The sequence below is a fragment of the Streptomyces sp. NBC_00236 genome, from assembly GCF_036195045.1.
Taxonomy (GTDB): domain Bacteria; phylum Actinomycetota; class Actinomycetes; order Streptomycetales; family Streptomycetaceae; genus Streptomyces.
The window spans coordinates 2244635-2265799 of sequence record NZ_CP108100.1 but is presented as its reverse complement, the minus strand read 5'-3'; the positions used below and the strand labels follow the sequence as shown (position 1 = coordinate 2265799).

Here is a 21165-nt window from a genome sequence, read left to right as displayed (position 1 = left end):
CAGTGGGGCGGTCCACACTGGATACATGTGCCGAAGCATCAAGACCCTTCGCCCTCCGGCCCTCCCCGAAGAGGCCACCGAGGAGGACATCCGCGCCGCCGCCCTGCAGTTCGTCCGCAAGGTGTCCGGCTTCCGCGCCCCGGCCGCGCACAACAGGGAAGTCTTCGACCGGGCCGTCGACGAGATCACCGAAGCGACGGCCCGGCTGCTGGACGGTCTGGAAGTGCGGGGTGGTGTCAGGACGCTGTAGGGACCGGGGCCGAGGCTGCGGCGGCAGCGGCCGCCGCGGGGCGCTTCATCAGGAGTGCGGCGAACGCGCCCGCGACGAACAGGGCCAGCACCGAGAGGGCCGTGCCCAGCCAGCTCGCGCCGAGCCAGTGGGCGCCGAAGTAGCCGAGGCCCACGCTGTAGCCCGCCCAGGCCACGCCTGCCACGGCGGACCACGGCAGGAACTCCTTCACGGCGCGGTGCGAGGCGCCCGCGCCCAGTGAGACGACCGAGCGGCCGGCCGGTGCGAAGCGTGCGATGACGACGAGGACCCCACCGCCGCGGCTCAGGGCGGCGCCGAGACGTTCCTGCGCCGAGGTGAGGCGGCGTGAGCGGGCGATGGCGCGGTCCAGACGCTCGCCGCCGCGCCAGGCCAGCCGGTACGCGACGAGGTCGCCGAGGACGGAGGCGGTGGCCGCGCAGAGGATCAGGGCGAGGACCGAGGGGACCTCCGTCACGTGACGGGCGGCGCCCGCGGCGTCGGCGGCCACCGTGGTGGTGCCCGCTGCGGCGGCGGTGGCGGCCGTGATCACGAGGACCCCGCTCGGCAGCACGGGGAGGAAAACGTCCAGCAGCACGGAGAGGGCGACCACGGCGTAGATCCATGGGCTGCCGGTCAGCGCACCCACACTCTCGAGCACCTTCTACTCCCCGATCAGTAACAACGCCGCGACGTCGCAGGGGAGCGGCAGGAGCGGCAGGGCCAGCTGTACAGCGTACGCCTGCCGTTCACGTGGAGATCCATATATATGCGCGATGTTGGGCATCTCACGTGCGTCACAGGCGCACCGTGTGCACCAGTTGCCCGTGGCGGCGTGCCTCGGGCCCGCCGGGGAGCGGTTCCCGGCGGGCCCGAGGTCCGGTGAGCGGCCCGGTCGGCCCGGTCGGCGCGGGCCGGTGCGTGGGCCTGGGGAGCGGTCAGGCGGCGACCGGGGTGCTCGGTTCCGGTGCGCGGTCCTGCTCGCCCTTGGCGGTGGAGCGGGGGGTGAACAGACGGTCCAGGGCCAGGGCGCCGGGGCCGGTGAAGACGAGCAGCAGGAAGGCCCAGCAGTAGACGGCCGAGGGCTCGCCGCCGTTCTCCAGCGGGAAGAGCGCCTCGGGCTGGTGGACCTTGAAGTACGCGTACGCCATGGAGCCGGACGCGACGAGCGCGGCGATACGGGTGCCGAGGCCCAGCACCACGAGGCTGCCGCCGACGAGCTGGATGACCGCCGCGTACCAGCCGGGCCAGGTGCCGGCGGGTATGGAACCGCCGCCCATGGCGCCGCCGAGCACGCCGAAGAGCGAGGCGGCACCGTGGCACGCGAAGAGCAGGCCTACGACGATGCGGAAGAGCGCGAGGGCATAGGGCTGTGCCTGATTCAGGCGTGTGTACATGTGGGGAGGGCTCCTTCGGTCTGGTGGGGACGTGAACCGACTGAGCGCCAAAGATTAGGTAGGCCTCACCAATACTTGCAAGTTCAACGTTTTGTCGACTGGCTGAAACTCGGCGGGGTGTCATCGGTCAGTGGACGGTCGAAGGCCAGCTCCAGCACGGTCCCTGTCCTCCTCGATCTGGCCTGAACCAGTGACAGCGCGGCTTTCCGGCCATGCAAGGTGAGCGTCATCAACTGATTGCCGAACCACGGTCCGTCGGTCCTGTGCCACCGCATCGAGGGCGGGCCGGTGCGCCCGTGCCGCGCCAGCAGCCGGCCGAGCAGCCGTCCCGCCCCGCTCCAGGCGAAACGGAATCCGGCCTTGAGCGGTGCGGGAATGGAGTTGTGCACGGGAGAGCAGGTCAGCTGTAGGACGCGGGCGGCCGGTGTGTCACCGGGGGAAGGAGCGGACGGGAGGGGCTCCGCTATGTACGCGTGGTGCACATCGCCCGACAGCACGCATACCGTCGCCGGAGCCTCCGGTGCCTCGGCCACCTCCCGGATCAGCTCCGTCAGTTGCTCGAACGACTCGGGGAAGGCCGCCCAATGTTCCAGGTCGGAGCGCTGTCGCAGGGACTCGCCGATCCGCGCCCAGCGGCCGTCCGGCCCGCCCCGCTCGCCCCGGCACAGGGCGGCGCTCCACTGCTCGGCGTCATGGATCAGGGGCGGCAGCAGCCACGGCAACGAGGTGCCGATCAGGAGGTGGTCGCAGGAACCGGGGGCGGACAGGGCCTCCTCCCGCAGCCAACGGGCCTCCTGCGGGTGGAGCATCGCCCGCTCCTGTTCGTCGAGCACCCGGGCCGCTCGGCTGTCCACCATGAGCAGCCGTACTCGGCCGAAAATGCGTCGGTAGCTCCACCGGGTACGGGTGGGGTCGGCGGCGGCCTCGGCGGCGAAGCGGCGCACCGCCTCCGTGCCGTCCGGGGTGGCGTGGACGGCCGCGTGGAGCGGGTCGGCGGCGAGTTCGGCGGGGGAGAGGTTGCCCAGGTGCTGGTACACCCAGTACGACATCAGCCCACTGACGATCCGCTCGTGCCACCAGGAGGTGGCGCGGATGCCGGCCAGCCAGGCGGCGCTGGTGTTCCAGTCGTCGATGACGTCGTGATCGTCGAAGATCATGCAACTGGGGACCGTCGAGAGCAGCCACCGCACCTCGGGGTCGCGCCACGACTCGTCGTACAGGAAGGTGTATTCGTCGTAGTCGGCCACCTCGGCCCCCGGCGGCTCGTCCAGATCACGCCGGGCCGCCAGCCTGCGCCGGGTCGCCTCCGAGGTCTCGTCCGCGTACACCTGGTCGCCCAGGAGCAGCAGCACGTCGGGGCGTTCGGCACCGGGGTCGGCGGCGAGACGGGCGGCGAGGGCGTCCAGGGCGTCGGGCCCGACGGGGTCGCTCCGGCCCGGCAGGTGGCCGCCACCGGGCGGCGCCGCCCAGCGGCAGGAGCCGAAGGCGACCCGGACCGTCGGGGGATCGGTCTCCGCCGCGCCGGATACGGGCGGCGTGGTGATCGTGCTCGGCGGGAACCCGTACTGCTCGGGCGGCCACACCGTGCGGTCGTCGAGCAGTACCTCGTACGCGGTCGTGGAGCCGGGCGTCAGTCCGCTCACCACCACCAGGGCGTAGTGGTGCCCGGCGACCGCGAAGGTGCGGGACGAGCCCGAAGCCCCGTCCGCGCACCGGACTTCGGCCGTGCAGGGCCGGTCCGCCTCGACCCAGACGGTCGCGGTGGTCGCGGTCTCCCAGTCGACGTACCGCAGTAGTGGTCCCAGGCGCAGCCCGGCCATGTGAAGCTCCTCGCGTCGTTCCGTGCGGGACGGTCCGGGCGTTCCCGGTGGACGGTGCCGTACGGCGGATGCGTACGGCGGGTTCGTACCGTACGGAACGACGGGGGAGTGCGGGGCGGTTCCGGGGCAGGTGCTTCCTCGGCCGGCGCACCGCTGAGGGAGAGGGACGGCGGAGGCGGCCGGGCCGGGGAGGGCCCGGCCGCCGGGTTCAGCAGCCGCTGAGCGCGGACTGCAGGGCGCTCTTCTCGGCCGAGTCGACGCTCAGGTCGTAGTAGTGCTTCACGTGCACCCAGGCGCGCACGTACGTGCACGTGTACGCGGTGCGCGAGGGGAGCCACGTCGCGGGGTCCTGGTCGCCCTTGGACTGGTTGACGTTGTCCGTGACGGCGATGAGCTGGGGGCGCGTCAGATCGTTGGCGTACGACTGGCGTTGGGCCGTGGTCCAGCCGGAGGCGCCCGAACGCCAGGCCTCGGCGAGCGGGACCATGTGGTCGATGTCCAGATCGGATGCGGCGGTCCAGGTGGCGCCGTCGTACTGCGAGTACCAACTGCCGCTGACAGCCGCGCAGCTGGAGTCCTGAGTCACGTTCGTGCCGTCCCGCTTCAGGACGACCTCACGGGTGTTGCAGGCGCCCGACTGTGTGATCCAGTGCGGGAACTTGTCCCTGCTGTATCCGGTGGACGAGCCCTCCGCCTTTACGGTCAGCTCGCTCAGATACGTACGGGCGGTGGACGCCGAGACCGGAGTGGGCATGGCTGCCTGGGCGCTGGGGGCCGTGAGCAGTCCGGTGGTTGCGGCGAGGGCGGCGGATGCGGCGAGGACGGCTATGCGACGCGCGTAGACACCTGACATGCGAACTCCCTTGACGTGGGGGGTGATTGGACGTGACCGTTCGGTTCGGCCCGGCCATCGTGGCGGCGCAGGGTTTCCGTGGGGTGGGCGCCAGGTAACAGAGTGGCGACATGGGCACGTCACATCAAGGGGTCTGACGAAGAGCTTCGGGTCGCGGGGGCGTACGGGAGTGAGTGCGCGGGCGTACGGAACCGGGGGTACGGGCGTACGGAACTGAGGGAGCGGCAGTTCCGTGGGGCGGGCGGGGACGTGGGGCGGGGCGGTGACGTGGGCCGGGGGTGCGATCCCCGGGCGCCGGGCGGTCTTATGGTGGCGGCGTGCTGCTTCCGGTCAACATCACGCTCGGCGTCGTCCTGGCCCTGCTGCTCGCGGCAGCCGCCGCCGTCGCCGCGGCCGCGTCCCTCGGCCGCTCGCGCGAGATCGTCGTGGCCGGGCTGCGGGCCGCGGTCCAGCTCGCCGCGGTCTCCTCACTCATCGGCTGGGTGGTCCACGCCCTTGCGCCGATGTTCTCCTTCATCGCGCTGATGTACGCGGTGGCCGTCTGGACGGCGGGCCGCCGGGTCACGGAGAACCGCACGTGGTGGTGGGTGGCCGTGCCCATCGGGGCGGGGGTCGCGCCGGTGGTCCTGGTGCTGCTGCTCACCGGTCTCGTGCCGGTCCGGGGCATCGCGCTGATCCCGGTGACGGGCATCCTCATCGGGGGAGCGCTGACCGCGACGGTGCTCGGCGGCCGCCGGGCGCTCGACGAACTGTCCACGCGGCGGGGGGAGGTGGAGGCGGCGATGGCCCTGGGGTTCCTGGACCGTGACGCACGGCTGGAGATCGCCCGGCCCGCGGCGTCGGACGCGCTGCTGCCGGGGCTCGATCAGACGCGCACGGTGGGGCTCGTCACGCTGCCCGGGGCCTTCGTGGGCATGCTGCTGGGCGGCGCCTCACCGGTACAGGCGGGCGCCGTACAGCTGTTCGTGCTGGTGGCCCTGATAGCCGTACAGGCCGCGGCCGTCGCGACCGTGCTGGAGCTGGTGGCGCGGGGGCGGCTGCACCGGGACCCGGCGGAGGGGCCCGGGAGGGGCGCTAGCTGATGTGGAGCGCGATCGAGCCGTCCGCCACCGCTTCCACCCGGATCCGCGTCAGGTCGTCCACGTGCGCGTCGGGGGAGAGCGCCGCCGCGCGCGGGCCGACGCCCACGACACGCATGCCCGCCGCCCGGCCGGCCGCGATGCCCGCCTCGGAGTCCTCGAAGACGATGCAGTCCGCCGGTGCGAAGCCGAGTCCGGCCGCGCCCTTGAGGAAGCCCTCGGGGTCCGGCTTGCTGGCGCCGACGCTCTCGGCGGTGACGCGGAGCTCCGGCATCCGCAGCCCGGCCGCGGTCATCCGGGCGCGGGCCAGGGCCAGGTCGGCCGAGGTGACCAGGGCGTGCGGGAGCGGGGCGATCGCGTCCATGAAGGCGGGGGCGCCGCCGATCGGGACGACGCCGTCGGTGTCGGCGGTCTCCTCGGCGAGCATCAGCCGGTTGTCCGCGTAGTTCTCCTCCATCGGGCGGTCCGGGAGGAGCACCGCCATGGTGGCGTACCCCTGCCGGCCGTGGACCACCTTGAGCGCCGCCTCCGGGTCCAGGCCCTGGCGCAGCGCCCAGCGCCGCCAGCAGCGTTCCACGACGGCGTCGGAGTTCACCAGCGTGCCGTCCATGTCGAGGAGGAGTGCGTGGGCGGTGAGGACGGTGGCCGGCATGGGCGGGCTCCAGAGCGGGGGGAAGCGAACGCCGCGGGGGAGAGGTGCGGCGCGGGAAAGAGAACAAGTGGCCCCCGCTCGCCGGTCAGGGTGTGCGCGCGGAGGCCACTTTGTTCCTCCACGATACAAAAACGGGGCCGGGAAAGCCAATCCCGGCCCCATGGCGTCCCTGCGTGGCCGTGGGTGCCCCTGTGACCTGCGAGGACAGGCGTCAGTTGCCCTCCGCGCGGTCAGTGGCGCCCCCGGCCCGACGTGGCGCCTTCCAGGACGCGCCGGGTGTTCGGGCCGTAGACCCCCTCGGGGTCGCCCTCGATGTTTCGCCATATCTGGTACTCGCGTACGGCATCCTCGACCCGCTTCGAGTAGTCGCCGTCGATGGGGCCGTCCCTCAGCACCCACGCCTCCTGGAGCCTGCGCTGCAGTTCGGCCACCTCCGGGCCGGAGTCCCCGAGCCGCAGCGTCGGACCGTCCTGCGGCTGTGCGGGCGGCGCCACCGCCGCGGGGGAACTGCTCGCCGCGGTGGCCGCCGGGGACGAGGCGGCGGCCGGCCGGGACGCGGAAGCCGACGCGGAGGCGGACGCCGATACGGACGCGGGCGGCGAAGCGGACCGGGTCGCCGAGGCCGACGCGGACGGCGAGCCGGACGTCGTGCGCGAGGGTGACGGGGAGGTGGACGCCGACTCGGGTGCCGACGGCTCGACGCTCTCCTCGGAGAGGCTGGCCACCGTGGAGGGCAGTGCCTGGTCCAGGTCCGCCTCGTGGTCCCCGCCCCCCTTGAACAGCCCGCCGACGAAGGCCGCCGTGCCGACCACCGTGACGACGGCCGCCCCCGCGACCAGTGCCGCGAAGGGCCGGCGGCGGCGTGGCTGTACGGGGTCCGGTCCGGCCGTGAGGAGCGCGGTGTCGTCGGTGAAGCCCGCCGCGCCGCCCGGGACCGTCGCCTCCGGCGCTGGGCCGGGCCCCGCCGGATCCAGGAACAGCGGCATCGTCGTGGCGGCGTCCCCCGGCTGCCCGCCCGGCGTGTGCCCCTGTCCCTGTGACGGGCCGGCCGCCGCCGTGTCCTCGCCGCCCAGCGTCACGTACGGCCGGATGCGCAGCGGGTCGAAATCCTCCGCCGCCGCGAACTCCGCCGACCGCCCGGCGTGGTGCTGTTCCGCGATGCGCTGCTGTTCGGCGGCCCGTTCGCCTTCGCTGAGGTGGTGCGGCCCGGCCGCCTGCTGTGTGAAGGCGGCACCGTCGTGGGCCGGGCGCGCCGTGCAGGCGCAGCCCGGGCCCGTGCCGGGTCTGTTGTCCGTACCGCACTCCGGGCATATATGTCCGGTCATTGTGGGTCCCCTCCCCTTTGAACTGCCTGCGATTATGCAGCCCGCCGCCGGGAAGCCCAATCATGGAGCCCTTCGGCAGGCCATAACAGTGCAGAACGGACAGGATGGGGGTGTAGCGGACCCGAGGAGATGTTTTATGGCCCAGCAGTTGAGCACCCCGGCCCCGGGCCCCGGCGCCGAACGCTCCACACGGTCGGTTCTGGTGGCGATCGGCGCCCTGCTTCTCGGCATGCTCCTCGCCGCACTCGACCAGACGATCGTCTCCACCGCGCTGCCGACGATCGTCAGCGATCTCGGCGGACTGGAGCACCTGTCGTGGGTGGTCACGGCCTATCTGCTGGCCTCGACCGCCGCGACCCCGCTCTGGGGCAAGCTCGGCGACCAGTACGGGCGCAAAAGGCTCTTCCAGATCGCCATCATCATCTTCCTGATCGGCTCGGCCCTCTGCGGCATCGCCCAGAACATGCCGCAGCTGATCGGCTTCCGTGCCCTCCAGGGGCTCGGCGGCGGCGGGCTGATGGTGCTGTCCATGGCGATCGTCGGCGACCTCGTCCCCCCGCGCGAACGCGGCAAGTACCAGGGCCTCTTCGGTGCGGTCTTCGGCGCGACGAGCGTCCTCGGACCGCTCCTCGGCGGCTTCTTCACCGAGCACCTCAGCTGGCGCTGGGTCTTCTACATCAACCTGCCCGTCGGCGTCGTCGCCCTCGTGGTGATCGCCGCCGTGCTGCACATCCCGGTCCGCCGGACGAAGCACACCATCGACTACCTGGGTACCTTCCTCATCGCCTCGGTCGCCACCTGCCTGGTCCTTGTCGCCTCGCTCGGCGGTACCACCTGGGCGTGGGGTTCGGCGAAGATCATCGGCCTCGCGGCCCTCAGCGTGGTGCTGCTGATCGCCTTCGTGCTCGTGGAGCGGCGCGCGGCCGAACCGGTCCTGCCGCTGAAACTGTTCCGGATCAGGACCTTCAGCCTCGTCGCGGTGATCAGCTTCGTCATCGGCTTCGCGATGTTCGGCGCGATGACCTACCTGCCGACGTTCCTCCAGGTGGTGCACGACATCACGCCGACGATGTCCGGCGTGCACATGCTCCCGATGGTGTTCGGCCTGCTCATCACGTCGACCGTGTCCGGCCAGATCGTCAGCCGTACGGGCCGCTGGAAGATCTTCCCCATCCTCGGCACCGGCATCACCGCGATCGGCCTGCTGCTCCTGCACCGGCTGACGGAGACCAGCCCCACCTGGGAGATGAGCATCTACTTCTTCGTCTTCGGTGCGGGACTGGGGCTGGTGATGCAGGTCCTGGTCCTCGTCGTACAGAACGCGGTCTCGTACCAGGACCTCGGCGTGGCCACCTCGGGCGCGACGTTCTTCCGCTCCATCGGCGCCTCGTTCGGTGTCGCGATCTTCGGCACCATCTTCACCAACCGGCTCACCGACAAGCTCGGCTCCGCGCTCGCCGACCGCCCGCTGCCGCCCGGCGTCAGTGCCGAGGGACTGTCCGCCGACCCGCGCGCCATCGGCCAGCTCCCGCCGGCGCTCCAGCAGCCCGTGCTCCACGCGTACTCGACGTCGATCACCGATGTGTTCCTGTACGCGGCGCCGGTCGTCCTGATCGCCTTCCTCTTCGCCTGGCTGCTCAAGGAGGACAAGCTGCGCGGTTCGGTGACCGCCCCCGACACCACCGAGACCCTGGCGTCGAACCCGGTCGAGCGGTCCTCGTACGACGAATGCGCACGCGCCCTCTCGGTCCTCGCCACCAGGGAGGGCCGCCGCGAGGTCTATGTGAAGATCACCGAGAAGGCCGGCTACGACCTGCTGCCGGCCGCAGGCTGGATGCTGCTGCGCATCAAACGGCACGGGACCGTCGAACCCGCCCGGCTCGCGGATATCGCCCCCGTACCGCTGCGGGTGATCAGCGACGCGGCCCGGCAGCTGGAGGAACGCGGCCTGGCCCGCCGGATCGGGGTGCAGATGGTGCTCACCGACACGGGCGCCGAGGCCGTGGTGAAGCTCGCACAGGCCCGGGAGGAGTCCCTCGCCGAGCTGCTGGGCGACTGGTGGGGGCCGGACCGTCCGACGGACCTGGTCGCCCTGGTGTCGGAGCTGACGGAGGAGACGAGCGGGTCGAGCAAGGAGCGCCCGCACAGCCCGGCGCCCAAGCGGGACCACGCGGCCGGCCACCCGCACGAGCGTCCTGCTCGCTGAGGGCTGTCCCGCAGTTCCCACGGCCCCCGCACTCCTACAGCTCCTTGGCGAACCAGTGCTCGGCGTACTGCCTGCGGTGGAAGGCCGGGACCTCGCGGTAGCCGTGCTTGGCGTACAGTCCGCGCGCCTCGACGAGGTCGTTACGGGTGTCGAGCCGGATCTGCCGTACGCCCAGGGCCCGCGCGCGGCTCTCGATGGTCGCGAGCAGCAGCCCGCCGCCGCCCGTGCCGCGTACCTCGGGGCGTACGTAGACCCGGGTCAGATCCGCGATGCCCGGGTCCGTCACGATCAGCCCCGCACAGGCCGCCGCGGCGCCCCCGATGCGGCCGACGACGAACTCGCCGGTCGGCGGCACGAGCCGCTCGGCGCCGTCGTCAGTGAGCCCCGCGTCGATCTCCTCCGCAGTCGCGGGGCGCCCCCAGTAGCGGCTCGCCACCTCGTCGTAGTAGTCCCGGCGCAGCAGGGCGGCATCGGGGGAGTCGAAGCGTTCGGGGGTCATGGTCCACGTCATCGGGCCAGTCTGTCGCGCACCCGGTTGTAGGGGGAAACGATTTCGGGGCGTGGGGGGTGACGTGAGGACCGCCGTCCCACGATTCACCCCGCGTACGCATGTCCCCACCCCTCGGCCCGGGCCCGGCCCGGTCCTCACGCCAGCGGCGGTGGCACGGTGACCGGCGGCGGCGGTGTCACCGGACGCCGCCGCCGGGCCCGCAGCACCAGCAGCAGGGCCGTGACCACCACCACCGCTCCGCCGAGCAGCGACAGCACCCAGGCCGGAATGCCGCCCACGGTCAGCAGTTCGTCCCGGTAGTACGTGGTCCGGTACGCGGTGTCCGCACCGGCCGCCCGCAGCTCGTGGTCACCGTCGATCAGCTCCGGCCGCGGGAACGACTGGTCGATCGCCGTGACGAACACCGGCCTGCCGCCCGTCAGCGCGCCCAGCGCCGGGTACGCCTCCCTTTCCTGCCCGGCGTCGACCCGGCCCGCGTACGTCACCTCGGGCCGGCCCCCGCCGATCGCGCCCCGTGGCTCCATGCGGTGCGCCGCGAGCACGTACAGGCCGAGGGACTGCGGCGTCGCGGCGAGCCGGGACAGGCGCATCGGGTAGACCAGCCGGTCGCTGGCGAAACGCAGCCGCAGCGGGTCGAGCGTGCCGCTCAGCGGGCTCCCGGATTCCCGGGGAGCCAGGCGCACGGCCACGTACTCCCACTTCTGCTCGACGTAGGGGCGCAGTGCCGTCGCGAGCCGGCCGGGCAGCTCGAAGCCGTTCTCCTTCAGCCAGCCCTCCAGTGCGGCGGGGTCGGTCGCGGCCAGCCGGGCCACGTCGAACGGCCCGAGCCGCTCCCGGCCGACCACCTCGACCGGTGCGGCGGCCGAGGGGGCGGCGGCGCCGTCCCCGGACCCGCCGCTCGAACCGCCGAACGGCCAGTCCTTCGCACGTGGCCAGAAGTAGTGCCGGGTGGTGCTCACCGGGGCCGTGAGGGTTTGGAGTTCGGAGAAGAGCGAGGCGTCACCGAGCTCGACCGTGGCACGGTGCGGCACGGGCATGATCCAGGCGGCCTCGGGGGCGTTCCCGCGCACGGTCAGCCGCATCACGATCTGCTCGGTGCTGCCGTCCCAGTCGACGACCGAGGTCTCCCGGTCCACCGACACCCGGGCCATGGGGTCCACGACCATCGCCCCGCAGCCGCACGCGTACGCCGGCGCGATCAGCGACCCCAGTTGAGCCGCGAACACCATCAGGACCAGGGACAGCGCACGCAGCGCCCACCCGTGCGGCCGATCCCGCACCTCTTGATCTCTCCCCGCACACCGCATGTTCCGTGGTCCTCCCCGTGGTCACCGATCAGGGGCTCAGACGTGCGGGCGGCGCCGCCGGTTCCGGCCGTCACGGCCGGTCCACACCGCTCGTCCGGGCATTCTTTCGGACAAAAGCGGGATGACAGTCAGGTGAAGAGGGGGTGATTGTGTCTACCTGATAGGGCAATGCGAAGGTTTCACAGCATGCCGGTCGGAGAATCGGCACCAAACGTTGGGAGGGTCGGCGCAACGTGGCGAACGCGGAGCACAGTGTGCGCACAGACGCGGCTACGGGAGCGAGGACCGGGGCTGCCCGCGCCGTGCTCTGGCTGGTGGTCGCCGCATTGGCCGTGCGGCAGATGGCGGTGGTGGTGCGCCAGCCACCCGGCGAACGCCTCACCGATCTGGAGACCTGGATCGGTGAGAACGGTGTGCTTCATGTGACGGGTTCGCTGTACGACACCGACCGGTTCACCGGCACCCCCTTCGCCGGCCTGGTGCTCAAGCCACTGACCCGCACGGCCGAACAGAGCCTCGGCGTCGCCTGGACCTTCGGCTCGCTGCTGCTCGTCGCCGCCCTCGGCATCATCGCGGCGCGCGCCCTGCCCACCCCCGTCAGCCGCCGCACGGCCCTGCTGGCCGCCCCCGTCGCCATCAGCCTGCTGATGGTCTCGCTGCCGGTGCGCAACGCCCTCCACCTGGGCCAGACCAGTATCCTGCCGGTCCTCCTCGTCCTCGTCGGCCTCTTCGTGGCCCGCGGGGAACGGGCCTCCGGCGTACTGATCGGGATCGCGGCAGCGCTCCAGCCGACCGTGCTGCTCTTCGCCGCCCTGCTCTGGCTGACCGGCAGACGCAGAGCCGCGCTGACCGGCGGCGCCGCGTTCGCCGCCTGCACGGCGCTGGCCTGGGCCGCGATGCCGCACGACTCGTGGACGTACTGGGTGCACCATGTCGCGGGCGCCGGCCTCGGCGACCAGGCCGACAGCCTCGCCAACCAGTCGCTGCACGGTGCGCTGCTCCGGCTGGGCCTGGAGGGCCCGCTGGAGATCACCCTCTTCGTCGTGCTGGCCGCGGCCGTCTGCTTCCTCGGCCTGCGCCGCGCGGCCCAGTACGCGCGCGACGGCCAGCTGCTGCTCGCCGTGGCCGTGACCGGCTGCGTCTGCGTCGCCGTGGCGCCCACCGCCTGGCAGCACCAGTTGCTGTGGGTGCTGCTCGCGGTGGTCGGCCGGGTCGGCAAGCGGGCCTCCGACCGGCTGGTGTGGCCGGCCGTCGTGATCCTCGTCGTCACGCTGCCGGGCAAGATGCTGCTGCCGAACATCGAGGCGGTCTTCCCGGTCCGTGACAACGTGCTGCTGATCGCCGCGCTCGCCGCCGCGTGCGTCGCCCCGTTCCTGCCGCGCACCTCGCCGTACTGGCAGCAGCCGGTGCCCACCGCCTACGCGGCCCCGGTCGCCTCCCGCTGGAGCAGGGTGCCGCTGGCGCCGTTCTGGCGGCGGGTGCTCAGCCGGCCGAACCTGCTGCTCGAACTCCTGCTGATCAGGGTCGTCTACTCCGCGTACCAGCAGGTCAGGCTGGCCGCGACGGCCGGCCGCGCCACCGCGGAGCAGCACGGCCGTCAGATCCACTCGATCGAACAGTGGCTGCACATCGACATCGAGCACTGGGTCAACCACTCGGTCGTGAAGGTCGGCTGGCTGCGGGACTTCTTCGACTACTACTACTCGACGTTCCACTTCATCGTGCCGCTGGCCATCCTGGGCGTGCTGTACGTGCGCCGGCCCGCGGACTACCGCTGGGTCCGCAGCTCCATCGGCTTCACCACCGTGCTCGCCCTGGTCGGCTTCTGGCTCTACCCGCTGGCCCCGCCGCGGCTGATGCCGGGGCTCGGCTTCATCGACACGGTCCACGGCGTCCAGGACTTCGCGAAGCCCGACTACGGGACGCTGACCGGGGTGACCAACCAGTACGCGGCGATGCCCTCGCTGCATTTCGGCTGGTCCCTGTGGTGCGGTGTGGTGATCGTGATGCTCGCCCCGAAGGTCTGGATGAAGGCGCTGGGCTTGCTGCATCCCCTGTTCACGGTCTCGGCGATCGTCGCGACCGGCAACCACTGGGTGCTCGACGCGGTGGGCGGCGCGGCGGTGGTGGCCCTCGGCTTCGGCCTCACGTACGCGCTCTCCGGGCCGCGCAGGCTGCGGAAGGCGGGGGACGAGGAGCCGGGGAGCGAGGAGCCGGGCGGCGACGAACCCGGGACCAGGACGACGACGTCGTCGAAACCCGCCGGGCGGGGGCGGATCACGGAGAGCGCCTGACGGCGGGGCGTGGCCGAAGGGGTGCCGGACGGCAAGAGCCGTTCGGCACCCCTTCGGCATGTGGATCGTCGCCCACCCAGCATCAGCCCGTTCGGCGGGCTTCGCCACTCCAACAGGTCAGCGGGACGGCCCCAGCACCCAGGCACCGAAGGACAGCGTGCCCATCGACACCACGGTGGAGGCCACCACGCAATGGCGGGCGAGGCCGGTGTCCAGGCCGTACTCCCGGGCGTAGAGGTAGGCGTTCTGCGCCGTCGGCAGCGCGGAGCAGAGCACCACGGCCAGCACCTGGTGGTCCGGCAGGCCCAGGAGCGGACCGGCGACGAGGAAGGCGACCAGAGGCTGGACCACCGTCTTGAGCGCGACCGCGACACCGACCTCCGTACGCCCCGTGACCCGCCCGGTCCCGTCGCCCGCCGCCCTGACCTTCCGGCCGCCCGGGCCGCCGCACAGGGACAGGCCCAGCGTGATCAGCGCCGTCGGCACGGCAGCGGCCCCGAGCACGTCGCAGGAGTGGGTGACGGCGGCAGGCGGCTGCCACCCGGCCGCGGAGACGGCCACCCCGAGCAGCGAGGCCATGATGACGGGGTTGCGCACCGGCATCGTGAGCATCCGGCGCAGCCCGCCGGTGGCCGCCCCGTCGCCCCGCGTGCCCGAGTCCAGCAGGGTCAGGACCACGGGCGAGACGAACAGCACCTGGAACAGGATGACCTGGGCGACGAACGAGGCGTCGCCGAGTACGTGCACCGCCACCGGGATGCCCAGATTGGCGGAGTTGACGTATCCGGACGCCATGCCGCTGATCGCCGCCTCGGCCCTCTTGCGGCCGAAGAAGCGCCGGCCCACCGCGTGTCCCAGCGCCGACACCAGCGCCGTGCCCGCGGCGAACGCCACCATCGACGGATGGGCGAAGTCGGCCGGCCGCGACCCGGACACCATGGTGAACAGGGCGGCGGGCATGGCCACGTGGAAGACGAACCGGCCGAGCACCGACTCGGCCTGCTCACCGAGGAGTCCGCCGCGACCGGCCGCGTAACCGATGCCGGTCAGGATCCAGATGGGGGCGAAGCCGGAGAGCAGGGCGTGCATGGCCGCCATGATCCTCGTACCCCTGACCGCTGTACGGACAGGGGTACGAGGATCGTGCGGCTCAGGCGGACGTGCTCACCTGGAGCTGCTTGATGCCGTTCAGCCAGGCCGACCGCAGCCGCCGCGGGTCGCCGGTCAGCCGCAGGTCCGGCAGGACGTCCGCGATCGCGTTGAAGATCAGGTTGATCTCCATCACGGCCAGGGACTTGCCCAGGCAGAAGTGCGGACCGCCGCCGCCGAAGCCCAGGTGCGGGTTCGGGTCGCGGGAGATGTCGAACCGCTCCGGGTTCTCGAACACTTCGGGGTCGTTGTTGGCCGAGGAGTAGAACAGCCCGACCCGGTCGCCCTTCTTGATCTGCTGCCCGCCCAGTTCGACGTCCTGGGTGGCGGTCCGCTGGAAGGAGACCACGGGCGTCGCCCAGCGGACGATCTCCTCCGCGGTGGTCTCCGGCCGCTCCCGCTTGTAGAGCTCCCACTGCTCGGGATGGGTCAGGAAGGCGTGCATGCCGTGGCTGATCGCGTTGCGCGTCGTCTCGTTGCCGGCCACGGCGAGCAGGATCACGAAGAAGCCGAACTCGTCGGAGGAGAGGTTGCCCTCGCCCTCGGCGGCGACCAGCGTCGAGACGATGTCCTTGGCCGGGCACTCCTTGCGCGCCGCCGCGAGGTTCATCGAGTAGGAGACGATCTCCATGGCCGCCTCGGCGCCGATCTCCTCGGTGATCGCGTACTCCGGATCGTCGTACGCGGCCATCTTGTTCGACCAGTCGAAGATCCGGGCCCGGTCCTCCTGCGGTACGCCGATGAGCTCGGCGATGGCCTGGAGCGGCAGCTCCACGGCGATGTTGGTGACGAAGTCGAACGAGCCGTCGTCGTCGGCCCCGGCGAGCGCCGTCTCGACGATGGAGCGCGCCCGGTTGCGCAGCGTCTCCTCCAGGGACCGGATGGCACGGGGGGTGAAGCCGCGCTGGACGATCTGGCGGACCCGGGTGTGCTCGGGCGGGTCCATGTTCAGCATGATCAGCTTCTGGACGTCGATCTGGTCCCGGCTGATCGACTCGTTGAAGCGGATCACGGCGGTGTTGGTGTTCGACGAGAACAGTTCGGGATGGGTCGAGACGTACTTGACGTCCGCGTGCCGGGTGACGACCCAGTAGCCCGAGTCGTCGAAGCCGGATATGCCGGTGGGCTGGGTGCACCACCAGACCGGCGCCGTCTCCCGCATGAGGGCGAACTCCGGGTGCGGGACCCGGGCGTGGAGCAGGTCGGGATCGGTGAAGTCGAACCCTTCGGGCAGATGGGGGCAGGGCATCGGCAGCTCCAGGTCAAGAACTCCAGGTCGGTCCGAGAGGCGCCGGAACGTTGTCTGACGACCCATCAGAAGTTGCCCGCAAGGTAGTAACGAGTTCTACAACTGACAAGAGGCATGGCCGGATCTGTTGCGTGGGGCATCGGTGAATCAGGCCGGATTGCGAGGGGTGCCGGTCGTGAAGGGCGGGCAAGGTGCGTGCACGACCCTTGCGTACCGGGGGTAAGCCTCATAAGACTGCATGAAGAACTAGAACGCGTACTAGTTCCTTCCGTGGGCGCCGGGACGCCTCTGCGGAAGTGCGAGGAGAGGACGAGCTCATGGCCGCGGAACCCGTCATCGTCGAAGCCGTACGCACTCCCATCGGCAAGCGCGGAGGCGCGCTCGCCAATCTCCACCCGGCCTACCTGCTGGGTGAGACCTACCGTGAACTTCTCGGCCGGACCGGCATCCACGCCGACTGCGTCGAACAGATCGTCGGGGGCACCGTCACCCACGCCGGCGAACAGTCCATGAACCCCGCACGCAACGCCTGGCTCACCGTGGGACTCCCGTACGAGACCGCCGCGACGACCGTGGACTGCCAGTGCGGTTCCTCGCAGCAGGCCTCCCACATGGTCGCCAACATGGTCGCGGCCGGGGTGATCGACGTCGGGATCAGCTGCGGGGTCGAGGCCATGTCGCGCGTGCCCCTGGGCAGCGGCTCCAAGCACGGGCCGGGCAAGCCGTGGCCCGACGAGTGGAACGTCGACCTGCCCAACCAGTTCGAGGCCGCCGAGCGCATCGCCCGCAAGCGCGGCCTCACCCGGGAGAACGTCGACTCGCTCGGCCTCATCTCCCAGGAGCGGGCAGCCGCCGCCTGGGCCGAGGAGCGATTCAAACGGGAGACGTACGCGGTCCAGGTGCCCACCACCGAGGCCGAACAGGCCGCCGGTCAGGGCATGTGGCGGCTCGTCGACCGTGACGAGGGGCTGCGCGACACCACGATGGAGGGGCTCGCCCGGCTCAAGCCCGTGATGCCGACCGCCATCCACACCGCGGGCAACTCCTCGCAGATATCGGACGGCGCCTGCGCGATCATGTGGGCGTCCAAGCGGATGGCGCGGGCGCTCAAGCTCAAGCCGAGGGCCCGGATCGTCGCCCAGGCCCTGGTCGGCTCCGACCCGCACTTCCACCTCGACGGCCCGGTCGACGCGACCCGCGCGGTGCTCGGCAAGGCCGGCATGTCGCTCAAGGACATCGACCTGGTGGAGATCAACGAGGCCTTCGCGTCCGTGGTGCTGAGCTGGGCGCAGGTCTTCGACCAGGACCTGTCGAAGGTCAACGTCAACGGCGGGGCGATCGCCCTCGGGCACCCCGTCGGCTCCACCGGAGCCCGGCTGATCACCACGGCCCTGCACGAACTGGAGCGCCAGGACAAGGAGTTCGCGCTGATCACCATGTGCGCGGGTGGCGCGCTGGCGACCGGCACGATCATCCAGCGGCTCTAAGGGCTGTCCCGCAATTCCTGGCGGGCGCGCGACGCCAGCTACGGCACCTCGCCGCGTTGTCGAAACGCCCGAATACATCCAGTATGCGGGCGCCTCTCCGCCTTGCGATGCACCGCATCTGACGCCGCGCGCTGATCCACCAGGAATTGCGGGACAGCCCTTAGGGCGGGTTTCGAAAGTCCCGCCTGCTCGGCCTCCGGGCGGACGGCGCTCCTTCCGAAACACGCCCCGGGGCCCGTCCGGCGGATCAGAGCCGGACAGACCCGAGAGGTCCTCCGGTGGCGGGGGCCGCGACCGAAGCGGCCCCCGCCACCGGGTCAGCCCTTCAGCGACCAGCCGCTGAAGTCCGCCCGGCCCCGCCGGCCCGACCCGCCGTTCGCCGCCGTCATGAAGAAGCCGACGTCCTGGGCGGCCGCCGCGCCCGGCACCGTCGCCGCGCCCAGGGTCTGCCAGGTCGTCCCGCCGTCCGTCGAGCAGGAGCCCGTGTACGAGGCGCCGGCCCGGGCCAGCCGCAGCAGCACAGGGCCGGTGACGCCCGGCACGGAGGCCCGCTTCTCCAGGGTGCCGTCACCGTTCGCGTCGTACGAGAGCACGACGCCGTTGGCCGGGGTCAGGGCCAGGTTCAGGAAACCTCTGGACCCGTTCGTCGCCATCGCGTTGCGGACGACGATCCCGGCCCGCGCCCAGTTGCCGGTGTTCTCCTGGGAGTCCACGCGTACGGTCGCGCACCCGCCGTCCGCGAGCGCCGCCGCCCGGTACACCGCCCCGAACTGGGCGGTCGACCCCCACAGGTCGCTCCCCGCCCCGTCGATGGCGAAGCGGCCGTCGACCTGGCCGAACGACGCGTCGTTCGCGTTGTGCGTCAGCCAGCCCGCGTCGAGCGGCCCCGCCACGTAGATCCGCCCCCGGACCACCGCCGTGACCGGCTGCTCCCCGCGCGGCCCGTACTCCGTGCGCAGCTCGAACGGATGCGGCTCCAGCGGCTCCTTCGGCGGGGTGGGCGGCGCGGTGACCCGCCAGCTCGCCCCGGTGCTGCCGCCCGCCTCCACGCCTGCCTGCTCCACGGGACCCTGCGCCCGGCTCTCCAGGCCGGGAACGGAGAGGGAGAAGCGGACGGGGCCGGTCGGCCGCAGCCCGTTGACGTTGCGGAAACCGGCCTCGACGACCGCCGAGCCGCCCGGCTCCATGGTGGCCCGGTCGGCCCCGACGGTGACCGTGCCCTGGTAGGGGGCGGTGGACAGCGTCTCGTACACCCGGCGCGCGGTGCGGTGCACGGCGCTCGCGCTCAGCTCCCGCAGCGGATACGCCTTGCTCTCGTGCGTCCACGGTTCCTCGACGGCGTACCAGTCGAAGGTCCTCGGCGCCCGGTCGTGGGCGAGTGCGTCCGCCATCTCGTCCAGATAGCTCTGCCACTGCGGCAGGTGGAAGTCGCCGATCAGGCCCTGCCAGTCACGGTTGGCGTAGTTGGCCAGTTTTCCCTGGTCGGCGGTCGGACGGTCCGCCCAGGTGGTGATGAGTGTGCGGGCGCTGTGCTCCAGCTGGGCCGCCTCGGCCGGTGAGGAGGCGTACCGCCGTGCCTCGTCCAGCCACGGGCCGAGCATGAACGCCCGGTGGCCGCCGGTCATTTCGTCGCTCAGCCGCATCAGTTTCAGCCACAGCGAGGACAGTGCGGCGAACGCCTCCCGGTCCTTGCGGTCATAGGCGGCGCGCAGTTGCGGCAGCAGCTGCCGGGAGCGGTTGGCGAGTGCCTGGCGGGCGAAGTCGGTCAGGTCGAAGCGGTACGCCTCCGAGCGGCGCAGCGGTTCCCGCACCGCGAGGAGGCCGGCGAAGGCGCGGTCGAAACCCGCCGAGTCGAACGACAGCTGGGTGGTCCCCCAGTACGTGGCGTTGACCGCCGCGAGATCGGGACGGGCCGCGAACAGGGAGTCGTGCGGGCGGCCGTCGCTGCTCTGCACGTCGTACGCGGTGTCACGCAGCGCGGCGAAGGCCGCCGTGGCGTGCCCGTCCCGGCCGCCGTAGCGGAACCGCGCGTACCGTGCGAACCAGTCGGCCCGGTCGACGGTCTCCTCACGCCAGGCCAGCTCGGTGAACAGCTCGAAGGCGGCCGGATCGCGGTCGGTGGACTCCGGCAGATAGGCGGTGCCGGTCAGTGCGCTGCCTTCCTTGTCGCGCCAGGCCGGGAACTTCTGCGTCCAGGCCGGAGCCATCGAACCCAGCGTGGTCCGGCCGCCGAAGTTCGGGATCGCGCCGAAGGCGTACGGGGTGTTCCCCCACTCCTTCTCGCGGTCCGTGGACTCGTCCAGCTCGGAGCGGCCGTCCACGATCAGGACATGCGACTTGTCGAGCGCGGCCAGCATCTCGGGGCGCGGGTTGCCGGTCCAGCCCATGATCACCCAGGTGGCGCCGGGCCGGGCGGTCTGCAGCGCGCGCTCGATCCCGCGCGCCGCCTCGGGGATGTCCACCCCGCCCGCGCTGCCGCCCTCGTGGAGGATGTCCATCTTGTACGAGGGCACGTCGTCGAACAGCACCCGCTGGTGCCGGTAGAAGGACTCGGCGACCCGGGCGAAGGTGTCGGTGCGCGGATCCAGCCAGTCCGGGCGCCGGAACCCGGACCAGAGGCCCTGCGGGACGACGGAGGCGCCGGGGTTGCGGTCGGCGAACTCGCCGGGGACCGTACCGAAGTACCCGGGCAGGACCGGGGCCATGCCGAGCTCGCGCATCCGGTCGGCGGCCCGCCGGCCCAGCGCGGCCCGCCGTGCGACGAGTTCCGGGCCGACCGGGCCCCCGTACCCGCTCATGTTCTGCAGCAGCCACCACGGCTGGTGGGTCGGCGCCGGGATCCAGGCCCTGGCCTCCGCGTCGCTGTAGCCGAACTCCTGCAGCATCCGGTGGTACACCGCCTCCTGGCCCACGGTCAGGAAGATCTCGTTGCAGCCGTGCAGGGCCAGCACGTCGAGCGTCTGCTCCCAGCGCGCCCAGTCGGCGTACGGGGCGGTGTACCCGTCGTACGTGTCGTTGAAGGCGAACCGGTGCGGGACCGTCGCCGCGCGCTCCAGCGGCTGCCGGGGCGCGGGCAGCACGGCAGGCAGGCCGAGTTGGCTGCCGGCCCAGGAGATCACCGCGTCGCACTCGTACTTCAGGTACCAGTGCACCCCGGTCAGGATCACCGCCGGACTCGTACCGGCGACCTCGACGCGCCCACGCGCACCGCCGACCCGGAAGCGATCGCCGCCGTCCGCCGGATCGAGGAGGGTGAGCCGGAACTGGTCGGCGTGCCCGCCCAGCAGCCGCTCCAGGGCCGCCCGCGCGGCCGCGGTCGCCGCCGCCGTCCGGGCCGGACCGGCCACCGCCGGGATCCGCGTGCCGAGGGCGGCGGACATGCCCACCGCTCCGGCCGAGGTCAGTAGCGTACGTCTCGACAGCTGCGTCACGAGCACTCCTTGGTCGTCGCCACGGATGGTGCGTCAGATGTGAACCGGATTCTGCGGGGCGCACGTTAATGGGGGGACGCAGGCGCGACAACGGGTCCCCAACATCTTTCGGACAGGCCGCCGGATGGCGCAGCGGCCGGTCGCGGACACGACGAAGA

16 protein-coding genes are annotated in these 21165 nt (G+C 71.9%); 5 read left to right on the top strand and 11 right to left on the bottom strand.

Annotated elements, in window-relative coordinates; translation table 11 throughout:
- Positions 1 to 25 precede the first annotated feature (25 nt).
- Entirely contained in the window at positions 26 to 250 is a 225-nt protein-coding gene (locus OG446_RS10015) for a DUF2277 domain-containing protein (protein WP_328893690.1), read from the top strand.
- Here OG446_RS10015 and OG446_RS10010 read toward each other — a convergent pair.
- From OG446_RS10010 to OG446_RS09995, 4 genes are all read right to left on the bottom strand, one after another.
- Positions 237 to 908 (bottom strand): DedA family protein, encoded by a 672-nt coding sequence (locus OG446_RS10010; RefSeq protein WP_328893689.1) that lies wholly within the window; start codon positions 906 to 908, stop codon positions 237 to 239. The genes OG446_RS10015 and OG446_RS10010 overlap by 14 nt on opposite strands.
- A 277-nt stretch (positions 909 to 1185) precedes the next feature.
- A complete protein-coding gene (locus tag OG446_RS10005; protein WP_328893688.1) occupies positions 1186 to 1644 on the bottom strand; it encodes a DoxX family protein in 459 nt (152 codons plus the stop codon).
- An 83-nt stretch (positions 1645 to 1727) separates the two neighbouring features.
- Positions 1728 to 3464: an alkaline phosphatase D family protein gene (locus tag OG446_RS10000; protein WP_328893687.1), complete on the bottom strand. Its 1737-nt coding sequence runs from the start codon at positions 3462 to 3464 to the stop codon at positions 1728 to 1730.
- A 208-nt stretch (positions 3465 to 3672) separates the two neighbouring features.
- Positions 3673 to 4317: an HNH endonuclease family protein gene (locus tag OG446_RS09995; RefSeq protein WP_328893686.1), complete on the bottom strand. Its 645-nt coding sequence runs from the start codon at positions 4315 to 4317 to the stop codon at positions 3673 to 3675.
- A gap of 317 nt (positions 4318 to 4634) precedes the next feature.
- On the opposite strand from OG446_RS09995, the gene OG446_RS09990 reads away from it, so the two are divergent.
- On the top strand, positions 4635 to 5399 hold the full coding sequence (locus OG446_RS09990) for an ABC transporter permease (RefSeq protein ID WP_328893685.1): 765 nt from the start codon (positions 4635 to 4637) through the stop codon (positions 5397 to 5399).
- Here OG446_RS09990 and OG446_RS09985 read toward each other — a convergent pair.
- On the bottom strand, positions 5392 to 6048 hold the full coding sequence (locus OG446_RS09985; protein ID WP_328893684.1) for an HAD-IA family hydrolase: 657 nt from the start codon (positions 6046 to 6048) through the stop codon (positions 5392 to 5394). The genes OG446_RS09990 and OG446_RS09985 overlap by 8 nt on opposite strands.
- 230 nt (positions 6049 to 6278) lie before the next feature.
- On the bottom strand, positions 6279 to 7373 hold the full coding sequence (locus OG446_RS09980) for a peptidoglycan-binding protein (protein ID WP_328893683.1): 1095 nt from the start codon (positions 7371 to 7373) through the stop codon (positions 6279 to 6281).
- A gap of 136 nt (positions 7374 to 7509) precedes the next feature.
- On the opposite strand from OG446_RS09980, the gene OG446_RS09975 reads away from it, so the two are divergent.
- Positions 7510 to 9579 carry an MDR family MFS transporter gene (locus OG446_RS09975; protein ID WP_328893682.1) on the top strand — a complete coding sequence of 690 codons (2070 nt, stop codon included), beginning with the start codon at positions 7510 to 7512 and terminating at the stop codon, positions 9577 to 9579.
- 34 nt (positions 9580 to 9613) lie between these two features.
- Here the strand turns inward: OG446_RS09975 and OG446_RS09970 are convergent, their stop codons facing one another.
- Both OG446_RS09970 and OG446_RS09965 read right to left on the bottom strand, forming a co-directional pair.
- Entirely contained in the window at positions 9614 to 10090 is a 477-nt protein-coding gene (locus tag OG446_RS09970; RefSeq protein ID WP_328893681.1) for a GNAT family N-acetyltransferase, read from the bottom strand.
- A 134-nt stretch (positions 10091 to 10224) separates the two neighbouring features.
- Entirely contained in the window at positions 10225 to 11319 is a 1095-nt protein-coding gene (locus tag OG446_RS09965; protein ID WP_328898260.1) for a DUF2330 domain-containing protein, read from the bottom strand.
- 380 nt (positions 11320 to 11699) lie between these two features.
- Between OG446_RS09965 and OG446_RS09960 the strand changes: the two genes are divergently transcribed.
- Positions 11700 to 13691, top strand: a complete 1992-nt coding sequence (locus OG446_RS09960; RefSeq protein ID WP_328898259.1) for a bifunctional glycosyltransferase 87/phosphatase PAP2 family protein — start codon at positions 11700 to 11702, stop codon at positions 13689 to 13691.
- A gap of 117 nt (positions 13692 to 13808) precedes the next feature.
- On the opposite strand, the gene OG446_RS09955 is transcribed toward OG446_RS09960, so the two are convergent.
- Both OG446_RS09955 and OG446_RS09950 read right to left on the bottom strand, forming a co-directional pair.
- The gene (locus OG446_RS09955) at positions 13809 to 14789 is read right to left on the bottom strand and encodes an AEC family transporter (RefSeq protein WP_328893680.1); all 981 of its coding nucleotides are present in this window, start codon (positions 14787 to 14789) and stop codon (positions 13809 to 13811) included.
- A 52-nt stretch (positions 14790 to 14841) separates the two neighbouring features.
- Positions 14842 to 16089 (bottom strand): cytochrome P450, encoded by a 1248-nt coding sequence (locus OG446_RS09950; RefSeq protein WP_328893679.1) that lies wholly within the window; start codon positions 16087 to 16089, stop codon positions 14842 to 14844.
- Between the two features lie 317 nt (positions 16090 to 16406).
- Between OG446_RS09950 and OG446_RS09945 the strand changes: the two genes are divergently transcribed.
- On the top strand, positions 16407 to 17576 hold the full coding sequence (locus OG446_RS09945; RefSeq protein WP_328893678.1) for a steroid 3-ketoacyl-CoA thiolase: 1170 nt from the start codon (positions 16407 to 16409) through the stop codon (positions 17574 to 17576).
- Between the two features lie 317 nt (positions 17577 to 17893).
- Here the strand turns inward: OG446_RS09945 and OG446_RS09940 are convergent, their stop codons facing one another.
- Complete coding sequence (locus OG446_RS09940) at positions 17894 to 21007, bottom strand: alpha-N-acetylglucosaminidase (RefSeq protein WP_328893677.1); 3114 nt, start codon at positions 21005 to 21007, stop codon at positions 17894 to 17896.
- Between the last annotated feature and the right edge of the window lie 158 nt (positions 21008 to 21165).

Bases quoted from the DNA above. Each gene is read 5' to 3' on its own strand.
- OG446_RS10015 (WP_328893690.1), top strand. From the start codon at position 26: ATGTGCCGAAGCATCAAGACCCTTCGCCCTCCGGCCCTCCCCGAAGAG.
- OG446_RS10005 (WP_328893688.1), bottom strand. From the start codon at position 1,644: ATGTACACACGCCTGAATCAGGCACAGCCCTATGCCCTCGCGCTCTTC.
- OG446_RS10000 (WP_328893687.1), bottom strand. From the start codon at position 3,464: ATGGCCGGGCTGCGCCTGGGACCACTACTGCGGTACGTCGACTGGGAG.
- OG446_RS09995 (WP_328893686.1), bottom strand. From the start codon at position 4,317: ATGTCAGGTGTCTACGCGCGTCGCATAGCCGTCCTCGCCGCATCCGCC.
- OG446_RS09985 (WP_328893684.1), bottom strand. From the start codon at position 6,048: ATGCCGGCCACCGTCCTCACCGCCCACGCACTCCTCCTCGACATGGAC.
- OG446_RS09980 (WP_328893683.1), bottom strand. From the start codon at position 7,373: ATGACCGGACATATATGCCCGGAGTGCGGTACGGACAACAGACCCGGC.
- OG446_RS09975 (WP_328893682.1), top strand. From the start codon at position 7,510: ATGGCCCAGCAGTTGAGCACCCCGGCCCCGGGCCCCGGCGCCGAACGC.
- OG446_RS09970 (WP_328893681.1), bottom strand. From the start codon at position 10,090: ATGACGTGGACCATGACCCCCGAACGCTTCGACTCCCCCGATGCCGCC.
- OG446_RS09965 (WP_328898260.1), bottom strand. From the start codon at position 11,319: ATGGTGTTCGCGGCTCAACTGGGGTCGCTGATCGCGCCGGCGTACGCG.
- OG446_RS09955 (WP_328893680.1), bottom strand. From the start codon at position 14,789: ATGGCGGCCATGCACGCCCTGCTCTCCGGCTTCGCCCCCATCTGGATC.
- OG446_RS09950 (WP_328893679.1), bottom strand. From the start codon at position 16,089: ATGCCCTGCCCCCATCTGCCCGAAGGGTTCGACTTCACCGATCCCGAC.
- OG446_RS09945 (WP_328893678.1), top strand. From the start codon at position 16,407: ATGGCCGCGGAACCCGTCATCGTCGAAGCCGTACGCACTCCCATCGGC.